The sequence below is a fragment of the Nocardioides zhouii genome, from assembly GCF_004137345.1.
GTDB lineage: Bacteria > Actinomycetota > Actinomycetes > Propionibacteriales > Nocardioidaceae > Nocardioides > Nocardioides zhouii.
This window is the reverse complement of the sequence record NZ_SDWV01000001.1, coordinates 349,835-372,508: the sequence shown is the minus strand read 5'-3', so window position 1 is coordinate 372,508 and position 22,674 is coordinate 349,835. Positions and strand designations below refer to the sequence as shown.

Genomic DNA, 22,674 nt, shown 5'->3' with positions numbered 1-22,674 from the left:
TCGTGGTCATCACGGCACCTTCCCCGCTGACACTCGTCAGCGCGTCAGGCCGGAAACACCGTTAAATCCACAGTCCCGACATCTGCCGCGGGAGCCACCGCGGGCATCAACCTAAGATGACGACACGATGAGTGCAGACAACGTCGCTGACCTCTTGGGCGAGGGCGCGCCCGACGATGGGCATTCGGTTGACCTGGTCGGGTGGGCGGTGCGCCAGTTGATCGACGAGATGCGTGACGCAAGTCCTGACGAGTTGCCTGAGGTGCTGACGCGAGCCGTAGCCGTCTTGGGAGCGACCGAGCCCATCGTCTACCTAGCGGACCTCCAGCAGCGCAACCTCGTGCCGTTCCGGCCGGGGACGGTGATTCACGAAGAATCACCTCGTGTGCTGGGGATCGACTCGACCGTGGCGGGTCGGGCCTTCCAGCACTCGGAGGCGTTGCGCGGTGGTCCGGTCCTGCGCGCCGATGCAGGGACTGAGCCCATGTGGCTGCCTCTGCTCGACGGAAGCGAACGCGTGGGAGTGCTGGGCCTCGTGGTCGATGGCTGGTGGCTACGAGAGGACGCACGGCTGCGTGCGCTCGAGAGCTTCGCGGCGGTCGTTGCAGAGCTCGTCGTCACCAAGACGCTGTACGGCGACAGCATCGTGAGTGCGCGGCGCACGAGCGAGATGACGCTAGCGGCTGAGGTTCAGTGGTCGTTGTTGCCGCCGCTGACCTTCGTAGGTAGGTCGGTGACTGTTGCCGGTGGTTTGGAACCTGCTTACGAGGTCGCGGGCGACTCACTGGACTACGCCGTGGATGCCGGGGTCACTCGTTTCGGCGTCTTCGACGGCATGGGTCATGGAATTGTGAGCGCGCAGCTCATCAGCCTGGTGGTGGCTGCCTACCGCAATGCGCGACGGAGCGGCCGTTCCTTGGCGGCGACAGCCGCTCACATCGAGGCTGCGGTGGGTCATGTCTTTGGTTCGGAGGCCTTCACCACAGGGTTGGTGTGCGAGCTCGACAACGTGACTGGGCAGCTGACCTGGATCAGCGCGGGCCATCACGAGCCGCTCCTGCTGAGGGAGGGCCGTCTGGTGCGGTCGTTGACTGTCGAACCCTTGTTGCCCTTCGGTCTCAACCAGGAATTGGGTGGCGCGCTGCCGGCGGCAGTAGGCAGCGAGCAGCTGGAGCCGGGCGACGTGCTGCTGCTTCACACCGACGGGGTGACCGATGCCCGCTCCCCGTCGGGTGAGTACTTCGGCCAAGACCGCCTGATCGACTCGATGTCGCGGGCGCTGGCGGCCGACCTTCCTGCCGCAGAGACGATGAGGCGCCTCGTCCATGCCCTCCTTGCTCACCGCGATGGACAGCTCGACGACGACGCCACCCTGCTCATGGTGCGCTGGCACGGTCCGGGCAGGACGGATGACGTCCTTGGCGCAGGTCACGAATCGCGGTAGGAATCCGCGGTCGGGCGTCAGCGTGCAGCTGACTCGCGTGCACTTGTCTGGGCATCCGCGATCGCGAACCTCGCGACAAACACCCGGCGTCCATCATTGAGCAGGTGCGGTCGGACCTCGAGGTCGACCAGGACCTCGGATGCGTCAGCGCGGACCATCGGGACACGGATGGGTATCGCGAGCAGGTTGTCGCGGCCGTTGGTTGCGTTCATCGTCGTTCCGGCGATGTGAGCCTGGTGGAACTGCGACGGCACCACCACCAGCACCCGCCGCCCCAAGAGCTCATCCGCAGTGCCGTAGCCCAAGAGGCCGAGCGCCTCCGCGGAGACGACGACGATGACGCTGGCCTCGTCGCTGACCAGGACAGCGCCTTCCGCACCGGCGAATTCTGCGTACCGCGCATGCTGCCCGGGCGGCTCAGCGGGGTCGAGGACCGCTGACCTGACATCGGTGCGCGCGACCCACGGTGTCGCTGTCCTGTCACCCGCGCCTTGACGGGCCACCTCGGTGCACAGCCACTGCCTCATCTCATCGATTTCAGGCTGGGTAGGGGGACTCAGCAAGGCCCCGGCCCTCGCTTGGACGATGGCGCTCCTGAGCAACATGTTGAGGACGTCGAAGTACGGCACCGCCGACACTGGGATGTCGACAACAATCTCTTGCGCGGTGACGTGCGGTTCGACGGCGTCGGCCATCAACGCGGTCGGCTCACTGCCGAGGGTCGGAGCCGGCAGCTGCTCGTGAAGCAGACTCATCGCCGCGCTCGCCTGGGCGTGCTTGTCCAGGGCGTCCTCGTCGTCTGACAGCGCGAACAGGAGGTACTCCCGTAACAGGCTGGCGGCGTGTTCTTGCCACGCCACGTGCATGAGCAGGGGGACCTGACGCAGAGTCACTCGTACGACCGGCGTTCCAACGTCAATCCGCCCGGTGTCGGCGGGGTCGGTCATTAGGGGGTCGACGTCTCCTAGCTCGAACCAGACGAACTTTCCGCCCTGTATTCCGGTCGTGCCCCATCGGTCAACCGACTCTGCGAGGAGCTGGAGTCCGCGTCCCGTTCCGGCTGTGTCTGCGTAGGAGCGTCGTATCGGATGCTGCATCCCGCCGTCCTCGACCTCGACGCGCACCATTGCGGCCCCGGTGGTGATCCGCAACTGCACCGGGGTGCCCGTGTGGACGAATGCGTTCGTCACAACCTCGGTGACTGCCAATGCCGCCCGGTCCGTCAAGTCGTCGAGGCCGGCTAAGGCCAGGGCGTCTCGAAGATGTTGGCGCGCGGTTCGCACGTTGCGAAGATCTGCGGACAGCATGATCTCTGGAGTGGCCGTGTCGTCTGAAGCAGCACGGGGACTCTCTCCCGTTTGCCTCACACCGTGCCGGGCTTCCATGTCTTCCGTTAGTCCTAGGCGTCGGGTCGGATCCATACGATGCGGTCGACGTGCCCGAGTTGTCGACATGAACGGCTCACTCTTTCTACAACCGGCACCCCGTCTATCAGCTGCGCCGGGTGACGATGACCAAGGTCGGCGGCCCCATGCTGTGATCGGCCCCTGTCGTTCTGAGCGTCATATTGGCGGGATCGGCCACACTCGAGGTACGTCCTTACGGGTGCCGTGTTCGGCGAACTTGAGGCTGCGGCCTTCACGCCGACGACGACGCAGGAATCGATGCGCTGTCAGAAACTAGACACTTACACCCCGACAGGACCCACGTCAGACCGGTACGATCCGAGGTGGACTGTGAGGTCTCTCCGCGTAAACCCGAGGAGATCCGCGATCATCCGAGACGTCCCGTAGCGCTCGATCTCTTCCAGAGGTCGCAGGTTCAAATCCTGCCCCCGCTACCAAGTTTACTTAAAAAGAACACTGACTACTGTTAGAGCGACCCTACATGGGTCGCTCTTTCGTCTTTTCTTGACGATGCCTTGACCTGCCACCCCTGACGGTGCGGTTCAATCGTGGGTTGCACCCAGAAGCTGATGAGATTCAGAACTTTCGTTCTGGAGCAAGGGTGTAGCGGCGAGACTGGGGCGGCGCTCACGATTTCTGTTGCCCATTGAAGCCGTCCTTAAGCGCAGTGCCCGCGGATCAACACTCACAGCCTGCGCTTGTTAAACATTCAATTAAATGGTAAAAGCTGTTAAAATTATAAGCAGTTTTGTCTAAAAGACATGGAGCCATGCCGCGTCTGCGGAATCGACCCCAAACACTGGCTCCTTTACAATCCAACTACTCAGATGTGAGGCACGATCATGGACCTTCTTTCGAGCTTCAAGCGACCCAGTCGCCGGCGTCTGCTGGCACAGGTCGTGAGTGTGCTGTTCGTGATTTCGGGCATGGCTGCACTTCAACTATCTTTTCCATCGAATGCCGCAGCAACTGAATGGGGACCTTGGCACGGCTCCTTCTCGATCACGTCTTCCGAGCACATCACGGTCAGTGACACCTACGGTTTCATTCGTTCTGGATCCGGAACCTACACGAACGTCGCCTATTTAGGAAGTGATTTCCAGCCTAACGGACCCAATCCATATCGGGCTGACGTAGACATTAATTTTTACGAAAACAATTACTCAGACTGTCACGGCGCACCATACAACATGGAGTCCAACTGGTCGTATGCAGGGACTTCAGAAAGCGCGATAGACGCATCGAATAATGGCGCAGGATTTCAGGGTAGCGGCGCTACCCTCTATTTTGATGACTCGGACGATGGTCTGCAGACATTCGTTTTGCCTGCTTATGTCATGTTCAACGCGGTGAAGCACTTTCCGAGCTGCGCTGGAGCTGCGGCATTCACTGGTCTCCAAGGGAACGACACCATGTCGCCTTACACGGCTCATACGACTTGGATCAGTGATCCGCTCATGGACACGGATTCGAGCCCCGCACATCTGGTGGGAGCCATGGTCTGGACGACCGGCTTGTACCCAACAGCCAACCCGCCCTACACCTACAAGGACTACTCCTACTCAATCCAGTACGACTTGAGTCGCGAGCCGCTGGGGTCTACGCCACCTCCAACAGACAGAGATGGGGACGGTATACCGGATCAGAACGACAATTGTCCTTCAGTATCCAACTCCAACCAAGCGAACGCAGATCAAGACATTTTCGGTGATGCTTGTGACTTTGACGTCGAAGGCGACAACGTCCTCGACACTAACGACAATTGTCCAACAGTTGCCAACGCTTCGCAGGCAGACCTGGATAGGGATGGCATTGGTGATGCCTGTGATACTGACATTGATGGAGACGGTCTGACTAACCAGACTGAGGCTGGACTTGGTACCAGTCCGACTAGTCCTGATACTGACGGGGATGGCTTAATCGATTCGCTTGATCCTGAGCCGACGAAGAGCGCACCAGCGTTTGACCCCGTTAAGGCATACGCACCAATTGTTTATTTGCACCCGAAAGAGAAGTTCTTTCCAATGGGTGTGCAAGAGTTTGTTGATAATTCGGCACTTAAGTGGGCGCATGATAGAGGGTGCCATGATGAGACAATCGTCGAGCGAAACATCGATGCCAAAAAGCTAGGGTTCAGCACCCAGAACCCATACTCGTTCAAACAGGCGAGTAGAGAGTTTTTCGGCTGCGAAGCTAAAGGAAAGAGCTTCAACTCAAATCAGTTGACACGTCCAACTGACAAGTCAGAGAACCGTCCCGATGGGCTTGCTAGGAATGAAGGGTTCTTCTTAGATCTGAACGATAAGTATCACGACGGGAACAAGCCTAATAAGGCTGGCGAAGTAAAGGCGCCCTTGTCGTACATCTATGTGCCAAACAAGTACATTACGTACTTCTTCATGTACGGGTATAACGAGCCTTTCAACACCCCTGAGTACGATAATCACGAAGGAGAGTGGGAGAGGATCACAGTGCGTTTGGATTCTCAGAATCGAATGGACGAAGTCTGGTATTTCCAACACACCTGCGACGCAGAGGATTACACTGACGAGCAAATGATTAAGCGCGGGTACCTATCGGGGACCCATCCAGTCGTTTATTCAGCGAATGGTGCACACGCTTCGTACCCAGAGACGAAGCACTTCAGGCAGTCGTGTGGAGAGTTCAGCAATGGAGGACAAGGAGATGTGACTGCCAAGGGCGGGGCATCTTGGAAGACATGGGAACAGCTGGTCAACGCTCAAACAGAACCTTGGTATGGCTTCGGTGGAGCATGGGGTCGAGTCGGATCTCCAATCGCCAACCACACAAAGTTGCCCGAAGGGTGGGTAACTGGCCCGTTGGGGCCACCTTGGAAGGATTCGAGTAGTCGGAAGTACTAGTAGAGGGCGTCTAGGCGAGGGTTTCGGTGAGTTCGAGTGCGGATGCATTCGCTCACCGAAACCTGAGCCTTTTTTCATGCTCCACTACCGGCCAGTCGCTATTGGACGGTTCATGTCCGCGTGGTCGCACTTGCACATCAGCCTGGTGCAGGATCCGGAGGACGACAGTCTTCGACATCCCAAGCTGGGCTCCGACTGCCCGTGTACTCATACCCGTGGCGTACACCTCGATGACCCGCTTCCGTTCACGTTTTGTTATTCGTCGTCGTGGACCCTTACGACCAGACTCCTCGTCTGAGGAGTTGCGAACGGAAGCGGCAACGAGCGTGCCTAGGGTGTTCAGTTTGACCTCAGCGAGCACTACAAAGTTTCAGGCTCGGAGATCACGGATCTCCGAGCCTGAAAAGCATTTGAGATTTGATCCGACTGTCACAAACCCGCAAGAACCCCGCGTCGAGACCACTCCGAGGCGCATCAGCGGTCATCGACACGGGATGTCACGGAGCCCCGTGGGAGCATCCGGGCCCGCGGGCGCACCTCAGGTCCATGGAGACCACCCGGAGCACGCTGAGCGACCTAGAGCCGCTGCTGAGCATCGAGGGGCTCGCCGAATACCTCGACGTGCCGGTCACGACGATTCGCGACTGGCGCACAGACGGCAAGGGGCCGTGCGCGATCAAGGTCGGCGGTCGCGTTCGCTTCGCCACCTCCGACGTCCTGACCTGGCTGCTCAGGCAGCGCGAGACCGAGCCGGGGCGCGGACCCAGCGGTGGGTGAGCGATCGTGGCTAGACCTCGCACCCCCGGTCGGCACCTTCGGTGAGATCCACCTCGACAGGACCCTCGATGGACGAGCCCGAGCGCTGACCCGCCTCCGTGACTACGACGGTCAGCTGCGTCGCGTCCAAGCGACAGCGGACACGCCGAAGGCCGCCGAGCGGAAGCTCAAGGAGATGCTCGCCGAGCGAACCGAGCAGAAGGTCGGACAGGGCGACCTCACGTCCGCCAGCTCATTCCGGCATCTCGTCGACGTGTGGCTCGCCGACTTGGACCTCGAGGACGCGCTCGCTCCCAGCACCCGAGCCCTCTACGAGCGCAACATGCGCCAGCTTGTCCTGCCGGCCTTTGAGCACTACGCGCTGCGCGAGGTCAGCGTTCGCAAGGTCGACCAGGTTCATCAAGACGCTCGCCAAGACCAAGAGCTACAGCATGGCGAAGCAGGCACGCACCGTCCTGAGCCTCGCCTTCGGGCTCGCCGTGCGCTACGACGCCGTGCGCGAGAACCGGGTCCGCGACGCCGCTCGCCTCCGCAAGCCACCCGCCCAGGCGATGTCTCTGACCCTGCAGCAAGTAGAGGAGATCCGTCGAGCAGTCCGCGGCTGGCGCCGCCGGTCCGGCCTGCCCGGCCCACCGCCGGACGGGCAGCTCGAGCAGATCATCGAAGTCATGCTCGGCACCTCAGCACGGCGAAGTTCTCGCCATCCGCAAGTGTGACGTGGACGCGACGGTTCGCCTCTGCGGCACGATCGTGTCGCCCACAGGAAAGCCCACGCATCGCCAGCCCCACCCGAAGACGATGAAGTCGACCAGGACCGTCTCCGTGCCGTCGTTCACCGCCAAGGTCTTGCGCGCACGACTCGTGGCCATCCCATCAGAAGCGCCCGACCACTTGATCTTCTTCAGCCGCAACGGCACGCCACTCACGGCGAACAACATCCGGCGCCGCCTGCGCGCGGTGCTGGACGAGACCGGTATCGAGGGCGTGACTCCCCACTCGTTCCGACGCACCGTCGCGACAGTTCTCGATCGTGCCGGGGGAGCGGACCTGGCGGCCGAGATGCTCGGCCACACGTCGTCCAAGATCACCAAGGAGCACTACATCGAACCGGGCGAGGCGGTGAACCCCGTGACGGCCGAGATCCTTGAGTTGCTCGCACCCAGCCCGCCGGAGGACGAGCGATGACCACGCGAGGCTTGACGCCCAAAGGCGGCGGAAGGACGCGGCAGACGCCGGCCGACCTGAACCTCAGAGGGTGTGGATGGTGACTTGGCTGGCTGCGATGTCTGAGACCGTTGATCGCCCCGATGCTGGTCACCACGTCCCCCCCAGCGCGCACTCAGGTCCGCGATCCCGAATAGGAACCTCGCGACCCGGCCTGCGCTCATGACCGGCCTGGCGGCCGCACTGAGCTGACCCCGCCGACTGGGCTGTCGACGACATCGCGGTCGGGCGTGGCGACCACTCTGGGCGTACGGCCGACCATCTCAGCCACTCGGGCAAGGGCACGCCAGCGCCGCGGCGCTCGAGTGGGGTCATCGGCTCGTTCGTCTCGCGGCGCACAAACGACCCTGCCCCCGCCCGCCGAGGTCGTCGGCGAGCGGGGGCGAGGTTCGAGCAGGCAGGACTCAGTCCTGCTTGCGCTCCTGCTTCTTGGCGTCGGCCAGGTTGCTGAGGCGCTTGGCGTCGGCGCGGGCCTCGGTCGCCGACTGCTTTGTCTCACGCGCGTCCTTGAGCTCGTCCTTCGACGAACGCTGGGCGGCGGTCTTCTTGGCCTCGACAGCACGGGTGGCGTTGGCCTTGCGCTGCTTGGCCGTGGCGGTCTTGGCGGCAGCCCGCTTGTTGGCGGCGGCCTTCTTGGCAGCAGCGCTGCGGGTGGCCCTGGTCTTCGCCTCCTGCTTGGCGCGCGCCTCGGCGGCGTCGGCCTCGACGAGCCCGGAGGCCGCCACGTCCTTGGCCTGCTGGCGCTTGCGGGCGGCCTCGTCGCGACCGGATCGAAGCGTCTGGGCGGCCTCGGTCCGACGGGCCTCGGCCTGCTGCTCGAGGCGGACGGCCGTCACGAGCTTGTCGGAGCGCTCGAGGCGCTCCGCGCCACGCTCAGCGAGGTTGTGGTTGCTCAGGAGCGCACCGGCGAGCTTGTCGGCAGAGCCGATGGCCCGGTCGAAGGTGACGCGGGGGGCGGAGGTCTCGTCCATCCGCCTGGCGAGGGTCTTGTCGACCACCGTCAGGGGGAGGCGGGCCAGTTCGTAGGGCAAAGCGATCAGGGTGTTGATCATCGTGTTCCTCACTTGTCGGTCTGGGCGCGCAGGTGCGCGGCCTGCTCGTCGGCGGCGGCGGCCTCATGCTCGAGACGGTTCTTCTCGGCGGCGGCCTTCTCTTCGGTGTCGGTGGCATCCTCAGCGAGATCGGCGGCTTCACTCAGGCGGGACTCGGCGAGGGCGTCTGCCTCGTCCTCGGCCTCCTTGAGGCCCGCCTGCTTCGCCCGCTCGGCGTCACGGGCGGCTGCGGCCGCCTCGGTGGCGCGCTGGCGCTCGATGGCGGACTCCTCGCGCTGTGCCTGCGCGTGGGCTGCGTTCTTGCGCCGCGCCGCCTCGGCGTTGGTGTCGCGGATCTCCTGCAAAGCCTCTTTCTGCTTGGCGTCGGCGACGGCTTCGTCGGCGAGAGCCTCCTTGCGCTTGCTGGCCTCGGCCTGCTGGAGCTGTCCTTCCTCCACCAAGTCGTCCTTGCCAGTCACGGCGCCCGCAAACTCCTTGGCCTTCCCTGCGACGTTGTCGAGCATTCCCTCACGGGCTTGCGATGCTTTGTCGTTGGTCATATTTCCCCGTGCCCAATGGCTCGGGGCACACGCGCCCGCACCACGTGATTCCGGTCTCAGCCTTTGATGACGCCCGGTCCGGATCTCGACGATCGAGGACATTGCATTCAACACGTCCCACGAAGTCAACGGTGCTGTCACCCCGTGGCCAGTGACCTCCGCCCCCGATCCAGCAACAGGTGGTGTTCGACTTCCCCCTCCATGGGTCCGTCGCTGCGGCGCACTAGCCCCGGGTCGAGGTGGCCCAAGGCGAGGCGTCAACGGTCAAGGTTCAGAGCAAGCAGGGACAACTGCGCGAATGTCGACGATCAGGAAGCGCGGATCTGCATGTGTGCACGTGATCCGGGTCGGTCGGGCGATGCCCCATTCCGCCATTGTGAGGGTGGCGGCAACTCGTCACTGCTGAGCGCTCCGGCCGCGTGGTCGTAGATTGGACCCAGACGACGTAATGCCGGCTGTCGACGCTGCTGTCTGCGGTCGGGGCACCTGGCGGCGTCTCCGTTTTGCTGTGCTTCATACCGTGGTCGTAGCCGCTTGCCACGGACCCGCTGCACGACGACACGATCGAGGACACATGACCGTCTTGGTGACCGGTTCCACCGGCTACGTCGGCAGCCGGCTGGTGCCGCTGCTCCTCGATCGCGGACTGCAGGTGCGGACGACCACCAGCAGCCCCGACCGCTCGCAGCCCTGGTGGTCGGACCGCACCGAGACCGTCGTCATGGACGCTCTCGACCCCGATGACGTGGCGGCTGCGTGCAAGGGCGTCGATACGGTCTACTACCTGATCCACGGCATGGGCGGCGCCGACTTCGAAGACACCGACCAGCAGGCGGCCAGCAACTTCGCCGACGCTGTCACCAAGCACGACGTCCAGCGAGTCGTCTACCTCTCGGGCGTGGTGCCCGACGTCCCAGACGAAGAACTCTCCGACCACATCCGCTCGCGTCGCGACGTCGAACGCATCCTCACTGACACCTCCGCCTGCGTGGTGGTGCTCCGAGCCGCGGTCCTGATCGGGAGTGGATCGACCTCGTTCGAGATCATCCGGCAGGTCAGCGAGCGCATGCCGGTCCACACGGTCCCGACCTGGATGGACTCGATGGTCCAGCCCATCGCGGTCGTGGACGCGCTCGCGGCGTTGGTGGGAGCGCTCGACTACGACGGCCCATCACGGCACTTCGACGTCGGAGGCCCGGACCGGCTGCGCTACGGGGCGCTTCTCGACGCCTTCACCACGCACGCGGGGATGAAGCGCCCCCAGGTAGAGGTTCCACTCCTGCCGACCGCCCTGGTGGGCAAGCTGGTCGCCGGCCTCACTGATGTTCCGCGACCGACGGTCGAGGCGCTGGTCGAGAGCCTGCGGCACGACATGGTGGCGGCCGACGACGACTTCCGGTCGGCTCTGCTGCCCGATGGCCACCGGTTGGTCGCCCTGGGGGAGGCATTCTCCCGCTCGCTGGCTGAGTCGAGCGGCCCGCCCGAAGGTGTCGACCCGATGGGTCCGCTTCCGCAGGACCCTTTGTGGGCCGACGGTGGCGACAAGGACGAGCGCCCGGTGCTGGCGCGAGCGCTCGACACAGTCCGCAGAGCCATACCCGGCGCGATCACCTCAAGGTGAAGGTGTGGGTAGAGAGCACGGACAGATCTGGGCACGAAACAAACTCATCGCAGGCACATCGTCTTCTAGGCGGCCGCCGAACTACGTATCCTTCGGGCCTGCGGGTGTTCTTCATTGTCGGGCGGAGCGCGAATGGTAGTCCTGGGTGCTGTCGGGCATACAACGCCAGCGGCTGCCAAAGGGGCGTCCGAGCGGATTCGCAACCGTCAGCGGCAGGTCGCGCAAGCGGCACAACTGAGCAGGCACCCCCGATGCAGAACCGGCCCGCCTCAACGAGGCGGGCCGGAGGCAGGTCCTAGTGCTAGACCCTGCGGTTGCCGTTCAGCGATGCGACGGCCACGCGTGTGACGGTGAAGCTCAGTTGCCCGGCACCTGAGCCAGTAGCGCAGTCACCGGCCCAGGATGCCGGACTAGACGCCCACCAACAGTCAGCGTGACGGGCCGCACGGCAGCCTGCGTGTACTCAACTGTCGACATCACGCACGCTGTCACGGCCTTCACAGCGGGCCGCGTGAGCGACTCGCTGGTTCACCGACCTGGCCTACGAAGCCGTCGCTGGTACTCCGTGTCGCCGATTCAATGCATAGTTTTCGCCCTATCGACAGGGACGAGTGAGGAGCAGTCTGTTGCTAAGTCTCAGCATCCAATGCATCAGGAACAGGCGGAATGTCAATTTTCAGGTTGGCGCCCAAGACCCCGGCTGCCGATCAGTGCCAGGGCTTCGTCACCGAACTCGTCCTTCGATGCGGTCGAGGAGACGAGGCTGCGCTCGCTGAGCTCTTCGACCTGACCTACTTCCTGGTGGTGGCAACCTTGCGTGGCGACCCCTCGTCCTTCGCTGGTGCCGACGAGGACGTGATCGACGCCTACAGGCGCATCTGGCGCCGATCCGTCCTCTTCGTGCCTAGCAAGCAGGGCGTGGTCGCCTGGGTGCTGGAGCAAGCTGCAGACACGAACACGGGGACGCGGGCGTCGGGCGGCGAGCAGTACCAGATCGTCACAGCATGAGCCACCTCGCGGCACCCTCGATCCAACGACTCTCGGCCCCGCCTGATGCTACGAACGGTCGCTCATCAGCAGACGGCGTCGACGCGAGCGACGCGAGCGGCGTGCTTGACGAGAGACATCGTCTGGCCGAGTTCGCCCAGCTTGTGCAGGCACTGAGCGCTGCGCCGGACGAGACCGTACGCCTGCAGCTGGCGGTGGACTCCACCGTCAAGTTGGTGACGCGCTGCGACCACGCTGGCATCACCATCAACGCGAAGCGTGGCTTGTTCACGCGGCTGAGCAGCGACGATGTGGGCCAGCGGGCCGACGAGCTGCAACTCGAGATGGGTGAAGGGCCGTGCCTCGACGTCGCGCAGGACCAGGACACCTTGGTCAGCGCTGACCTGGCTCGAGAGCGGCGGTGGCCCACATGGGCCGCGAGAGTGCACAGGGAGCTTGGCGTGGGGTCGATGATGTCGGTGCCCGTCCACACCTACGGGGCGCTGAGTCTCTATGCCCGACACGGTCAGCACTTCGACACCGACGACGTCGCCGTTGGCCACACCATTGCCGCCCACCTGGCAGTCGTCATGACCACGGCGCGTGAGATCGACCATCTCGGCCTGGCACTGGTCAGCCGCATCGTCATCGGGCGCGCGGAGGGGATCTTGATGGAGCGTCTCGACCTCGACGCGGACCGCGCGTTCGACTACCTGCGGCGGGTGTCGTCCCAGACCAACGTGAAGCTCATCGACATCGCTGAGGAGATTGCCCGCTCCCGCGCGCTGCCGCATCTAGCCTGAAGGCTCACGCCGGCTTGGCTGTACAGACTGCCCCTGGGCAACTGGACTGCGAAGAGTCCACCGGAACTGCGATGGGGTGCTACGTTTCGCCGGCAGGCCCACCGTGGACCGGCGTACGCCCGAAATGCTCGCGGCAGGCCGATGTGACCACAGCACATGATGCAACCGGTGCCCTTTCCGACCGGTCGGAGCCCCCCGGGGGAGAGCCGGCGCCGGAAACAGTCACCATGAGCAGTGGCGAGTCGATCGCCCTGTTGCCACTCGCGCAGGACATCTGTCGTCGCTACCGTCTCGAGTTCCCCGACGAGCAGGACCGGTACGGCCAAGCGGGGGAGGCGTGGTGCATCCACGACAACCTCTACCTGCTGTCATGGGCCGTCGATGACGTTGACGGATCACTCGTCATGGAGTCGGAGGTGGTCTGGCTCGCCCGAGTACTCGAGGCTCGCGCGTTTCCCCTTCCGCGGTTGGCTAGGAACCTGGACCTCGCCGCCGAGGTCGTCCGCGGGCAGTCGACATCGGCCGCAGCGCCGAGGATCGCCCGCGTGCTGGCGGGGGCAGCGGCCTTCGTGAGGTCTCGGGACACCTTCCTCGACTGAGCTACGACTGCTCTCGGCGCCAGGCACAGACACGGCACGGGGCTTGTCCGAGCCGCGGGGTGATGGGACAGCTCGAGGTTTGCATTGATGACGAGGAGGGTCAGATGACTGGTTGCGAGAGTGCAACCCTTGTACCCAACGGCGCGAGGACCACCGGCGCCGCGGTCGGTTTGCGCATGCATGAAGCCAGCAGCCTGCTGGGGGTTCCCGCGCCGACGTTGCGGTCATGGGAACTTCGCTACGGATTGCCTCGGACGTTGCGCAGCCCGGGTGGCCATCGGCGCTACACCGTCGAAGCGCTCACCGAGCTGGGCCTGATGCGCGACGAGATCGCGACCGGACGCCCACCCTCGGAGGCCGCGCGGCGGGTGCGAACACTTCTCGACGAGCAGAACCCCGCCCGGCCCATGATCGACGCGATCATGGTCGGATCCGACGACCATGATCCCGATGCCATTCGAAGGATCCTGGAGGAGTCCGTGGCCTCTCTCGGCCTGGCCGCAACGCTCGACAACGTCGTGCTGCCGTCGATGCGGCTGATCGGTTCGTGGTGGGAGTCCGGGCGCTGCGACATCGGGCAGGAGCACTTCACCACCGAGGTCATGCGTGGATGGCTTGCGAGGACGACCACGCTCGCGCCACCGTCGACATCTGACCGCTGGGTCATCCTTGCGACCGGACCGGGGGACATGCACACCGTGGGAGTGGAGTCCTTGGCAGCGCTCCTCGTCACCCGCGGGACCGGCTGTCGGATCCTTGGTGCAGGGACCTCCCAGCGAATCCTGGTCGCGGCCGTTGCTGCAACGTCGGCGCCTGCAGTGGTGGTCGTCTCCCATCTATCGACTCAGCGACGCTCGGCGATCGAGTCGATCCGCGCGCTGGCCGCAACCGGTTGCCCGACCTTCTACGCCGGCAACGCGTTCCTGGCGCCCATGAGCCGCAAGGGCGTTCCGGGCAGCTACCTCGGTGAGCGCATCACCGACGCCGCCGCCATCATCGAGCGATGCCTCTCGGGCGGTCGACCGCCGGTGCTCGCCAACGCTGTGTGAGCCGTCCACGCACGGGTCGAGCACCGTGCCGCGGGTGCCGCTTAAGGATGGACTCGCGCCAGCGGTGCCGCGGAAGGGCCTGTGGCTTGAAATGGGGGATGGGTCGCTGCGCTGGATAGGTCCGGTCGGCGCGTGGGGCCGACCCGATGCGGAAGCGATCGTGGCCCGAGGAAACGGTTGGGGACACGTCCTTTCGGGTGCGCGCTGTCATGGGCCCCCTGGGGGTGGACCTACATAGCCCCCACGTCTCGGACGTGCGATGCTGCGGACATGGACGAGAAGCTCTCTGAGCGGATCGGAGAGGCCGCGCGACATCTCCAGGAGTCGCACGAAGACATCGAGGCGACGCTGCAGAGCGCCGTCGAGGTCACGCTCGCATCGATCGAAGGGTGCGATGCCGTCGGCCTGTCGATGGTGTTGAAGAGACGTCAGATCGAAACGGTCGCGGCGACCGACACCATGGTGAGGATCGCTGATCAACTCCAGTACGAGCTCGAGGAGGGCCCCTGCCTGGGAGTCCTGTGGGAGCGCGCGGTCATGCGCAGCGGGGACCTGGAGCACGACGAGCGTTGGCCGTCGTGGGGACCGCGTGTCGTCAAGGAAACGGAGGCGCGCAGCATCATGTCTTTCGCGCTCTTCACCAACGCCGACCATCTCGTTGCCCTGAACCTCTACTCACGTAGCGCCGACGCGTTCGACGATCTGGCTCTCGCCGAGGGCATGTCCATCGCCGCGCAGATCTCGATCGCAGTGTCTGCTGCGCAGAAGTGGGACGTCATGTCGCAAGGTCTGGTGAGCCGGACGGTCATCGGGCAGGCGACCGGCATCCTGATGGAGCGCTACGACCTGGACCCCGTAAAGGCCTTCAGTGTCATGACCCGGATGTCGAACGACGGCAACATCAAGCTGCGCATCCTGGCCGCGCAGATCGTGGCCAACAGGGCAGAGAGCAAGCGGGACGTCTTGTAGGCCGGCCCAGGTGCCCGGCTGCTTGAGCACCGGGGCCTGGCCACCGAGCACGCGGGTCTGAACCGGGTGACTTGTGGAGCGTGTACCCCAGCCGTCACGTGCCTATGCTTTACCTTGTGCGCAAGGGGCTCGCGTCGCACTGAAAGTGTGTCGACGGGGGTGACGAGGCCATCGCCGCGGGTGTGGAGGGTCCAGGTGACGGCCAGGGCGGTCAATGCGACGGGACACCACCAACACGGGAATCGATGCGCCGCCATAAACTAGACACGTACACCCCGACCGGACCCACGTCAGACCGGTACAATCCGAGGTGCACCTTGAGGTCTCTCCGCGTAAACCCGAGGAGGTCCAAGATCATCCGAGTCGTTCCGTAGCGCTCGATCTCTTCCAGAGGTCGCAGGTTCAAATCCTGCCTACGCTACACAGTTTCAGGCTCGGAGATCACTGATCTCCGAGCCTGAAAGCATTTGAGTCCTGGTACGACGGGCAAATCGGGCTATTGACAAGCCAGCTCCGCGAGGGCCGTAATGAACTGTTCGGGCCCGAGCAGCGAGCCTCGGACTTGAATTGGGGCTACGGGATGCCTTCGACGTCCAGGACACACAGTGCAACACGCGGTCGCGGTACGGATTCCAGCCGTCCTCCCGACGAACCGCACGATGACCACGAGCACCCCGACGACGACTGCGGATGCGCCAGCACTCCCGGCAGCTTCATCGACGAGTGCGCCATCTCGCTCCCGCCGAACGACGTCGTCGAATCCATCGAGTTCGACAAGTTCTTCATCGTCAACGCTCAGCTCAACGACCTGCAGCGGCCGGTCACCCTGTCGAGCTCGATGCAGGCCATGCGCAGCACGGGCTTCACCGCGGACGAGGTGCACGCTGCTGCACCCGAGCTTCTGATGGGTGCACCCCTGTCGAAGGCCAAGACCGAGTGGAACCAGGCCCGCCGCATCGGCGAGAAGATCCAGGCGGCCACGGCGGACGACACTGCGGGGACGACGGCTCGCAAGGACGCGCTCGGCGGGGCCTCGACCCATGGGAACCCGGTGAACGCGGGGGCGGCCGCCGCTGGCGCCCGGCTGGCCTTCTACCTCCCGTTCCGCCAGGACTGGAAGCTGCTCGGTTACAACCGCGGCCGGATGGTCAGCTCGATCACCCTCGGTCCGGGCGAGGAGCAGACCATCGAGATCTTCACGTGGGACCGCGTCACCCGCACGAGCGACTCGACGACGAGCTTCGAGCTCGAGCAGGCCAACGAGTCGTCCGGCACCCGCCGCGACACCTCTGACATCAGCCGCGAGGTCACCCGTCAGTCGGGCTTCGAGGTGACGACCGACGCCAAGGTCGGCATGAAGCTGGAGGTCATCAACGCCGACTTCTCGGCAGGTGCCAACGCCAGCACCGGCCTGAACGAGGGCGAGAAGAACGCCCGTCAGGCCGTGCGCGAGGCCACGTCACGCGCCGCCACCACGGTGCGGTCGAGCCGCGTGCTCAAGGTGGTCGAGACCCGCGAGTCCGGGTCGGAGACACGGGTCACCCGCACCATCCGGAATCCGAACAGCTGCCACACGCTGACGACCGCGTACTTCGAGATCCTTGCGGACTACCAGGTCGAGACAGCCCTGCGTGCCGACGCCATCCGGCTGGTGGTGCTGCTCGAGTCGGCGTCGCTGGCCCAGATCCGGACCTTCGACCGCGCCTTCATCCGCTCGCACGAGCGCACCCTCACTCTGGCCCTGATGGACTCGACCCTGCTTCCCGGGTTCGAGGCGGCGCGCTTCCTGGACGCCCGCGAGCGGGCCTGCGCCATCCTCTGCCAGGGCTGCGACTGCGGATCGAGCAGCGCACCCTCCCGTGCCCCGGAGTGGGACGCCCTGGCCGCTGCCCTGCAAGCCCTGGGCGTCGCGGTGGGCACCCTGCGCACCCCCGTCACGCTGGGCAGTGTCATCCAGTCCGCGATGACCGACCCGACGAGCATCCCGACCACCGTCGAGGACGCGTTCCACCGCTACATCTTCGGCAAGGCTCTCGCGAGCAAGGCCCCCGGGCTCGTGCCCGGGCTCGGCGGACTCGGTCTCTCCGCGCCCACTCCGGCCGTCGCCGACGCGGCGGCGGGCATCATCAACGGACTGTCGACGGAGACCATCGACGCGCTGACCACCGTGCCCTCCCAGCTGGCCAACGATGTGTGGTGGGAGGTGTGGGCCGTGGTGTTCCTGGTGCTCACCGAGCCCATCGCGACGTCGATCACGACCGGGGTGGTCGTGGGCGCCCTTGGCAACGGCACCTACAACGACGCCGGTCTGCTCGGCGCCATGGGGAACGTGCGCACGACGTACGCCGCGTGGCAGGCCCGCCAGGCTGAGCTCCGTCAGGTGGACGAGGCGCGCGCCGAGCTCGACCGGATCGCCGCCGAGGAGCGTGCCCTCCGTGTCCTCGACGCCTTCCCGCTGCGAACGACGGCCGACCACCAGGAGCGGCTCGACGCGTTGATCGCGCACCTCAACGACCCCCGCAACATCGACCACTACCGCTTCGCGGTGTGGAACGAGCGCGCCGGCTCGGCCGACCCGCAGCTGCTCGCCCTGGCCATGGCCGGGCTGACCGAGGGTTCCCCGGTGGGCTCGGTGGACGACTACCTCGCGGTGCCGCTGCGGATCCCGGCTGGCTCGTCGCTGGCGACGTTCTTCGACCAGAGCATCGCCGCGCTCGTGAAGATGTCGCCCCTCGACGTCGACGAGCACATCCTCCCCACGGCCGCGCTCTACGCCGAAGCGGTCCCCGGTGAGTGCTGCGCCTGCGAGGACAGCATCATCCGGCGCGAGGATCTCGAGCTCGACCGACTCGAGCTCGCCAACCAGCTGACGGAGGCGGAGATCCAGCGGCGGCTGGCGAAGATCGCCGCCGAGGACCTCAGCGGTCCCACGAACCCCGAACCGTTCCCGGTCGCCGTCGAGCTCGTCGACCACTCCGGAGGGACGAGCTGAGTGCCCACGACGACTGCGCCGAGTCTTGCCGACGAACGGGCGTGGTGGCGTGAGCACCCCGATCCCCAGGTCACCCGCACCGCCGATCGGCTCATCCTGTGGAACTACCCCGTCGCCGGCACCGACCTGGCGCCCGCGCACGCGGCGGCCGTGCGCTTCTTCCTGCAGAACATGTTCCTCTCGCCCGCGAGGAGCGCCGCGAGTGTCGAGATCGTCGGCCACGCCAGCGTCACCGGTGAGGGCAACGACGCCATCGCCCGTCAACGCGCCGACAAGGTCGCAGCCCACTTGCGCGAACTCGGGTTCGTGAAGGTCACCGCGACGACGTCCGGTGATCGGCAACCGGCCGACCCGGGCACGAGCGGACAGGCCCTGGCGCGCAATCGCCGCGTCGAGGTTGCCTTCTACACACCGTCGATAGAGCCGGAGCCCCGGTTGCCGGTGGAGCCGTGGCAGCCCACGCCGACCGGTGGCGACCCTCCGACGGGCGGTGGCGTCGCCGGGTTCTTCGAGGTGCCGGTCGAGATCACGATCGACGACATCGACGACGGCAAGATCCACGCGACGTTGACCGCGATCGGCAAGCTCAAGGTGAAGGTGAGCCGGGGCGAGGCGAAGAACGCCGAGGGCATCGTCCTCAAGGGGGGCAAGCTGTCGGCGAAGTTCGAGGCGGAGCTCGTCGGGCACCTCAAGGGCAAGCTCGGCTTCGACCCCGGAGGCGACGGCAAGCCGCCGTCCGCCAAGGCCACGATCGCCGGCCAGGTCTTCGGGTTCCCGGTCGAGAGCGGGTTCCAGACCAAGCCGCAGTTCTTCACGGTGTCGGTCACCCTCGGCAAGGTGAAGGTGGACCCGATCGAGCTCGAGGGCTTCACCTTCGAGCTCGAGCTGGAGCTCCAGGTGCGGATCGACATCGGTCCGTCGCCGCGGCTGCTCGTACGCCTCGGGATCAGCGCCGGTGCGCCGGGGATCGTCGCGGTGGGCACGATCGTCGGCACCGTCGTCGTCATCGCCGGGTGCGCCTACCTCGTCGACGAGGCCAAGCGGGAGGGCCTGCAGCGCGCACTCGACGTCGCCGAGCGTGACGGCGCCGCGGCCCGCGTGGTGTACGAGGCGTTCGGTGCCACGAAAGCGGCCGGGGTGAAGTTCTCGAACCGGCGTCTGGAGTGGTCGCGCGCCAGCACGGTCGAGGCCGACGTGCGGGCCGCTTTCGAGGCTGGCCAGAGCACGGTCGGAACGTGGCTCGACGGGCTGGGCAGCGGGCGGACCGAGAAGGTCGCCGCATGGGCCGCGGCTTACACGGCGCAGGCCAACACCGAGGACTTCGACAAGACGTGCGAGACGGTGGTCCGGCTGTTCCGCCCCTACGACAAGGTCCCCCCGACTGTGCTCTCGGTCCTCTCGGATCTGTGACGGCCGCGGGGTCGTCGGCCTCGGACGACTGCATCAGCGCGAGCGTCGCGATGTCGGCGAAGGCCTGCGCGAATGCTCGAGCCGTCGGCCCCCTGGTGGACCCGGCTCCGCGAGATCCACCCTCGCTCTCGTGGCGACAACTCCGAGCCCACGGCGTGGGCTGGGCAGGTGCGCTCTCGCCACGTTGTAGAAACAATGGGTAGCCGCAGCCGATCTGCAGGCTTGCTCTCGAAAGGTGCGTACGTGTCCCGGTTCCCGACCCTGCTGCTCTCCCTCTGCCTGGTGCTCGGCGCCGCATGGGGTGGGTCGATGACGGCCACGGCGGCACAACCCGCCCCGGCAGCCGCGGCCCAGGCCAAGGCCAAGTGGGAGGCCCCCAGCGGACCCTTCTTCAACGACCCGCACCTGGCCAAGGGCCACTTCCGGATCGAGAACAAGGTCGTCCAGACGATCAAGCACGCGCCGAAGGGGTCGTACATCAGGATCGCGGTCTACTCGTTCGACCGGCGCAACGTTGCGGCCGCGATCGTCGCTGCCGCCCGCCGCGGCGTCAAGGTCCAGATGCTGCTCAACGACCACCAGGACACCGCGGCCATGAAGATGATCCGCAACGAGATCGGCACGGACCGCACGGCGAAGAGCTTCATCTACAAGTGCAAGAAGAGCTGCCGCGGCGCCGCCAACGAGTTCAACAACCTGCACACCAAGCTGTACCTGTTCAGCCAGGCCGGGAAGTCCACGGACGTCGTTGCCGTCGGCTCGGCCAACATGACGCGCAACGCCGACATCCACCAGTGGAACGACCTTTACTTCATGTCGGGCGAGCACGAGATCTTCCGGCAGTTCGTCGACCTCTTCAACGACATGAGGAACGACTACAACACCCGCCAGGACCCGCTCCTGTTCTGCGGAGTGCCGACCGGCCCCGTCTGCGACGACTCCGTCGACAAGCACACGGTGTGGGCCTTCCCGCGGGTGTCCGGCCCCAAGAACGACCTCGTGCTCGACATGCTGGGCAAGGTCCAGTGCCTCACCCCGGACGGCGCCGGCGGCATGGTCCGCACCCGCCTCGCCCTGTCGATGCACACGATGCGCGGCGACCGCGGCAACTACCTCGCCGCCGCCATCCGCAAGAAGTACGCCCAGGGGTGCGACGTACGCGTGATGTTCGGGCTGATCGGCTACCACACCAAGGGCGTCATCGCCGCGCCCACTCCGCGCGGCCGGATCCCGCTGCGCTCGACCGGGCTCGACTACAACACCGAGGACAACTTCGACCTCAACATGGACGGCGAGGACGACCTGATCCTCGACTTCTACAGCCACCAGAAGTACTTCGTCATCCAGGGCACCTACAACGGCGTCCAGGGAACGGAGATGGTGCTCACCGGGTCCTCGAACTGGGCCAGCCTCAGCACGGCCAACGACGAGATCTGGTTCACCGTGCGGGGCTCGCGGGTGGCCAGGAAGTACGTGAAGAACTTCGACTACCAGTGGAACAACAAGCGCAACTCGCGCGACGCCTACACCACCAACTACGCGAATTTCCGGGTCAAGCGCGACGGGCGCTGGGTGACGGTGCGCCGACCGGTCACCACGATCGGGCCCGAGAACTACGCGAAGGGTCCCTACTGGGAGAACGACTGACCCGATCCTGACTCGCGGACCGACGCCTGGAACCTCGCGACGGCCTGCGTACGGTTCGTCGCGTCGAGCTTGATGAGGATCGAGCTGACGTGGTTGCGGACGGTCACCGGCGAGATGAAGAGCTCGGCAGCGATCTGGTTGTTCGTCATGCCCTGCTCGACGTGCCGCATGACCTCGTTCTCGCGGCGGGACAGGACCGGGGATGACGCCGACGGACGGTGGTCGTGCGAAGCGGCAGCGGCCTCGGCGGGCACCGTCCCGGGTCGGTCGGCCGCGTCGCCGTAGACGAACCGGCGCAACCGGTCCTGCAGGACCCGGCGAGCCGGCAGGAGCGCGAGGGCGACGACGGCCGTGCCCACTCCCGCGAGCCGCTCGTCGAGGCCGGGCGCGAGCGCGACCAGGGCGACGTACGCCCCGGTGACCGCCACGGTCAGCGTGCCGTAGACGAACGCCTGGGACACCACCACCTCGACCTGCTCGAAGTGCCCGCGCAGCGCCGCGACCAGGACGGCCGCAGACAGGATGGCGGCGCCGGCGAGGTGGAACCAGGCCGCGGCCGCGGGCCAGGCGAGGTCCGGGAGGGTGACGAGGAGGACGAACAGCACGACCCCGCCCAGGACGCCGGTGACGCGCGGACGCTCGTCGGAGTCGGCGGCGCGGATCCGCGCGAACGCTGCCGGGATCCCGAGGAGGAACGGGAGGACGAGCGCGGGTGCGATGGCCGCCTCGATGAACGTGTTCCACGATTCCGGGAGCAGCCCGACGGGCGTGGTCAGGCCGGCGGCCCCGCGCACCGTGTCGTCGAGGGCCGCCGATCCGCGCGTCAGCGATGCCGCCACGAGGAGCACCACCTGGAAGCCGACGACCGCCGCCACCGGTCCACGCCACCGGCGGCTCGGGAGCCGGCCGTTCGGGAGCAGGAGGACCAGGAGCAGCGACGCGGGCACCAGCAGTGCGCCTCCGCCGCGACCGACCCACCAGGCCCACCACTCGGCACCGGGCGCACCGCCCTCTGCGACGTACTGCACTCCCGCGGTGTTGACGGCGAACCCCGTGCCGACGACCAGCATCAGCCAGCCCACGGGGCTGCGCGGCAGGTGCGACGCGACGAGTGCTCCCGGCACGCCGAAGACCAGAGGATAGAGCCCGGAGTCCCACGGCAGGGGGTCGTGCGGGCCGATGAAGATCGCCGTGGCCCCCAGCAGGGCGGACCCGGCTGCGACCACCCACGCCAGCAGTCCCGTCACGTCTGCAGTATGGCCGGGCGGGGGCG

At 65.7% G+C, this 22,674-nt stretch carries 20 protein-coding genes; 14 read left to right on the top strand and 6 right to left on the bottom strand.

From position 1 onward, the window contains the following. Positions 1–127 precede the first annotated feature (127 nt). The gene (locus EUA94_RS01780; RefSeq protein WP_129424081.1) at positions 128–1,444 is read left to right on the top strand and encodes a PP2C family protein-serine/threonine phosphatase; all 1,317 of its coding nucleotides are present in this window, start codon (positions 128–130) and stop codon (positions 1,442–1,444) included. A gap of 17 nt (positions 1,445–1,461) precedes the next feature. Here the strand turns inward: EUA94_RS01780 and EUA94_RS01775 are convergent, their stop codons facing one another. Next, positions 1,462–2,751 carry an ATP-binding protein gene (locus EUA94_RS01775; RefSeq protein ID WP_165356760.1) on the bottom strand — a complete coding sequence of 430 codons (1,290 nt, stop codon included), beginning with the start codon at positions 2,749–2,751 and terminating at the stop codon, positions 1,462–1,464. 941 nt (positions 2,752–3,692) lie between these two features. Between EUA94_RS01775 and EUA94_RS22530 the strand changes: the two genes are divergently transcribed. Beyond that, on the top strand, positions 3,693–5,732 hold the full coding sequence (locus tag EUA94_RS22530) for a thrombospondin type 3 repeat-containing protein (protein WP_129424077.1): 2,040 nt from the start codon (positions 3,693–3,695) through the stop codon (positions 5,730–5,732). Positions 5,733–5,784: 52 nt separating this feature from the next. Here the strand turns inward: EUA94_RS22530 and EUA94_RS23085 are convergent, their stop codons facing one another. Beyond that, complete coding sequence (locus EUA94_RS23085; RefSeq protein WP_422879874.1) at positions 5,785–6,093, bottom strand: helix-turn-helix domain-containing protein; 309 nt, start codon at positions 6,091–6,093, stop codon at positions 5,785–5,787. Between the two features lie 185 nt (positions 6,094–6,278). On the opposite strand from EUA94_RS23085, the gene EUA94_RS01765 reads away from it, so the two are divergent. Further along, entirely contained in the window at positions 6,279–6,509 is a 231-nt protein-coding gene (locus tag EUA94_RS01765) for a helix-turn-helix domain-containing protein (RefSeq protein ID WP_129424075.1), read from the top strand. Positions 6,510–6,741: 232 nt separating this feature from the next. Here the strand turns inward: EUA94_RS01765 and EUA94_RS22345 are convergent, their stop codons facing one another. Then, on the bottom strand, positions 6,742–6,909 hold the full coding sequence (locus tag EUA94_RS22345) for a hypothetical protein (protein WP_207210353.1): 168 nt from the start codon (positions 6,907–6,909) through the stop codon (positions 6,742–6,744). Between the two features lie 31 nt (positions 6,910–6,940). On the opposite strand from EUA94_RS22345, the gene EUA94_RS22340 reads away from it, so the two are divergent. Together EUA94_RS22340 and EUA94_RS22335 are read left to right on the top strand one after the other, a co-directional pair. After that, the gene (locus EUA94_RS22340; RefSeq protein ID WP_207210352.1) at positions 6,941–7,225 is read left to right on the top strand and encodes a hypothetical protein; all 285 of its coding nucleotides are present in this window, start codon (positions 6,941–6,943) and stop codon (positions 7,223–7,225) included. 82 nt (positions 7,226–7,307) lie between these two features. Then, entirely contained in the window at positions 7,308–7,694 is a 387-nt protein-coding gene (locus EUA94_RS22335) for a tyrosine-type recombinase/integrase (protein WP_207210351.1), read from the top strand. Between the two features lie 443 nt (positions 7,695–8,137). Here the strand turns inward: EUA94_RS22335 and EUA94_RS01755 are convergent, their stop codons facing one another. Then, the gene (locus EUA94_RS01755; protein WP_129424073.1) at positions 8,138–8,785 is read right to left on the bottom strand and encodes a hypothetical protein; all 648 of its coding nucleotides are present in this window, start codon (positions 8,783–8,785) and stop codon (positions 8,138–8,140) included. Positions 8,786–8,793: 8 nt separating this feature from the next. Next, positions 8,794–9,324 (bottom strand): CsbD family protein, encoded by a 531-nt coding sequence (locus EUA94_RS01750; RefSeq protein ID WP_129424071.1) that lies wholly within the window; start codon positions 9,322–9,324, stop codon positions 8,794–8,796. A 574-nt stretch (positions 9,325–9,898) separates the two neighbouring features. On the opposite strand from EUA94_RS01750, the gene EUA94_RS01745 reads away from it, so the two are divergent. The 9 genes from EUA94_RS01745 (at position 9,899) to EUA94_RS01705 (ending at position 21,401) form a co-directional block, all read left to right on the top strand. After that, positions 9,899–10,945, top strand: a complete 1,047-nt coding sequence (locus tag EUA94_RS01745) for an NAD(P)H-binding protein (protein ID WP_207210350.1) — start codon at positions 9,899–9,901, stop codon at positions 10,943–10,945. 666 nt (positions 10,946–11,611) lie between these two features. Beyond that, positions 11,612–11,953 (top strand): sigma-70 family RNA polymerase sigma factor, encoded by a 342-nt coding sequence (locus EUA94_RS01740; protein WP_129424069.1) that lies wholly within the window; start codon positions 11,612–11,614, stop codon positions 11,951–11,953. Beyond that, positions 11,950–12,735, top strand: coding sequence for a GAF and ANTAR domain-containing protein (locus EUA94_RS01735; RefSeq protein ID WP_129424067.1), 786 nt, complete (start codon positions 11,950–11,952; stop codon positions 12,733–12,735). The genes EUA94_RS01740 and EUA94_RS01735 overlap by 4 nt, the downstream gene beginning before the upstream one ends. A 227-nt stretch (positions 12,736–12,962) precedes the next feature. After that, positions 12,963–13,334: a hypothetical protein gene (locus tag EUA94_RS01730; RefSeq protein ID WP_129424065.1), complete on the top strand. Its 372-nt coding sequence runs from the start codon at positions 12,963–12,965 to the stop codon at positions 13,332–13,334. Between the two features lie 62 nt (positions 13,335–13,396). After that, positions 13,397–14,383 (top strand): B12-binding domain-containing protein, encoded by a 987-nt coding sequence (locus EUA94_RS01725; RefSeq protein ID WP_129424063.1) that lies wholly within the window; start codon positions 13,397–13,399, stop codon positions 14,381–14,383. A gap of 270 nt (positions 14,384–14,653) precedes the next feature. Continuing rightward, positions 14,654–15,352, top strand: a complete 699-nt coding sequence (locus EUA94_RS01720) for a GAF and ANTAR domain-containing protein (protein WP_129424061.1) — start codon at positions 14,654–14,656, stop codon at positions 15,350–15,352. Positions 15,353–15,932: 580 nt separating this feature from the next. Next, the gene (locus tag EUA94_RS01715) at positions 15,933–18,344 is read left to right on the top strand and encodes a hypothetical protein (RefSeq protein ID WP_129424059.1); all 2,412 of its coding nucleotides are present in this window, start codon (positions 15,933–15,935) and stop codon (positions 18,342–18,344) included. Next, complete coding sequence (locus EUA94_RS01710) at positions 18,345–19,754, top strand: OmpA family protein (protein ID WP_129424057.1); 1,410 nt, start codon at positions 18,345–18,347, stop codon at positions 19,752–19,754. It begins immediately after the preceding gene. 243 nt (positions 19,755–19,997) lie between these two features. Further along, positions 19,998–21,401: a phospholipase D-like domain-containing protein gene (locus EUA94_RS01705; protein WP_165356759.1), complete on the top strand. Its 1,404-nt coding sequence runs from the start codon at positions 19,998–20,000 to the stop codon at positions 21,399–21,401. Here EUA94_RS01705 and EUA94_RS22845 read toward each other — a convergent pair. Continuing rightward, entirely contained in the window at positions 21,383–22,648 is a 1,266-nt protein-coding gene (locus EUA94_RS22845; RefSeq protein ID WP_277986070.1) for a helix-turn-helix transcriptional regulator, read from the bottom strand. The two genes, EUA94_RS01705 and EUA94_RS22845, sit on opposite strands and share 19 nt — an antisense overlap. Positions 22,649–22,674 lie beyond the last annotated feature (26 nt).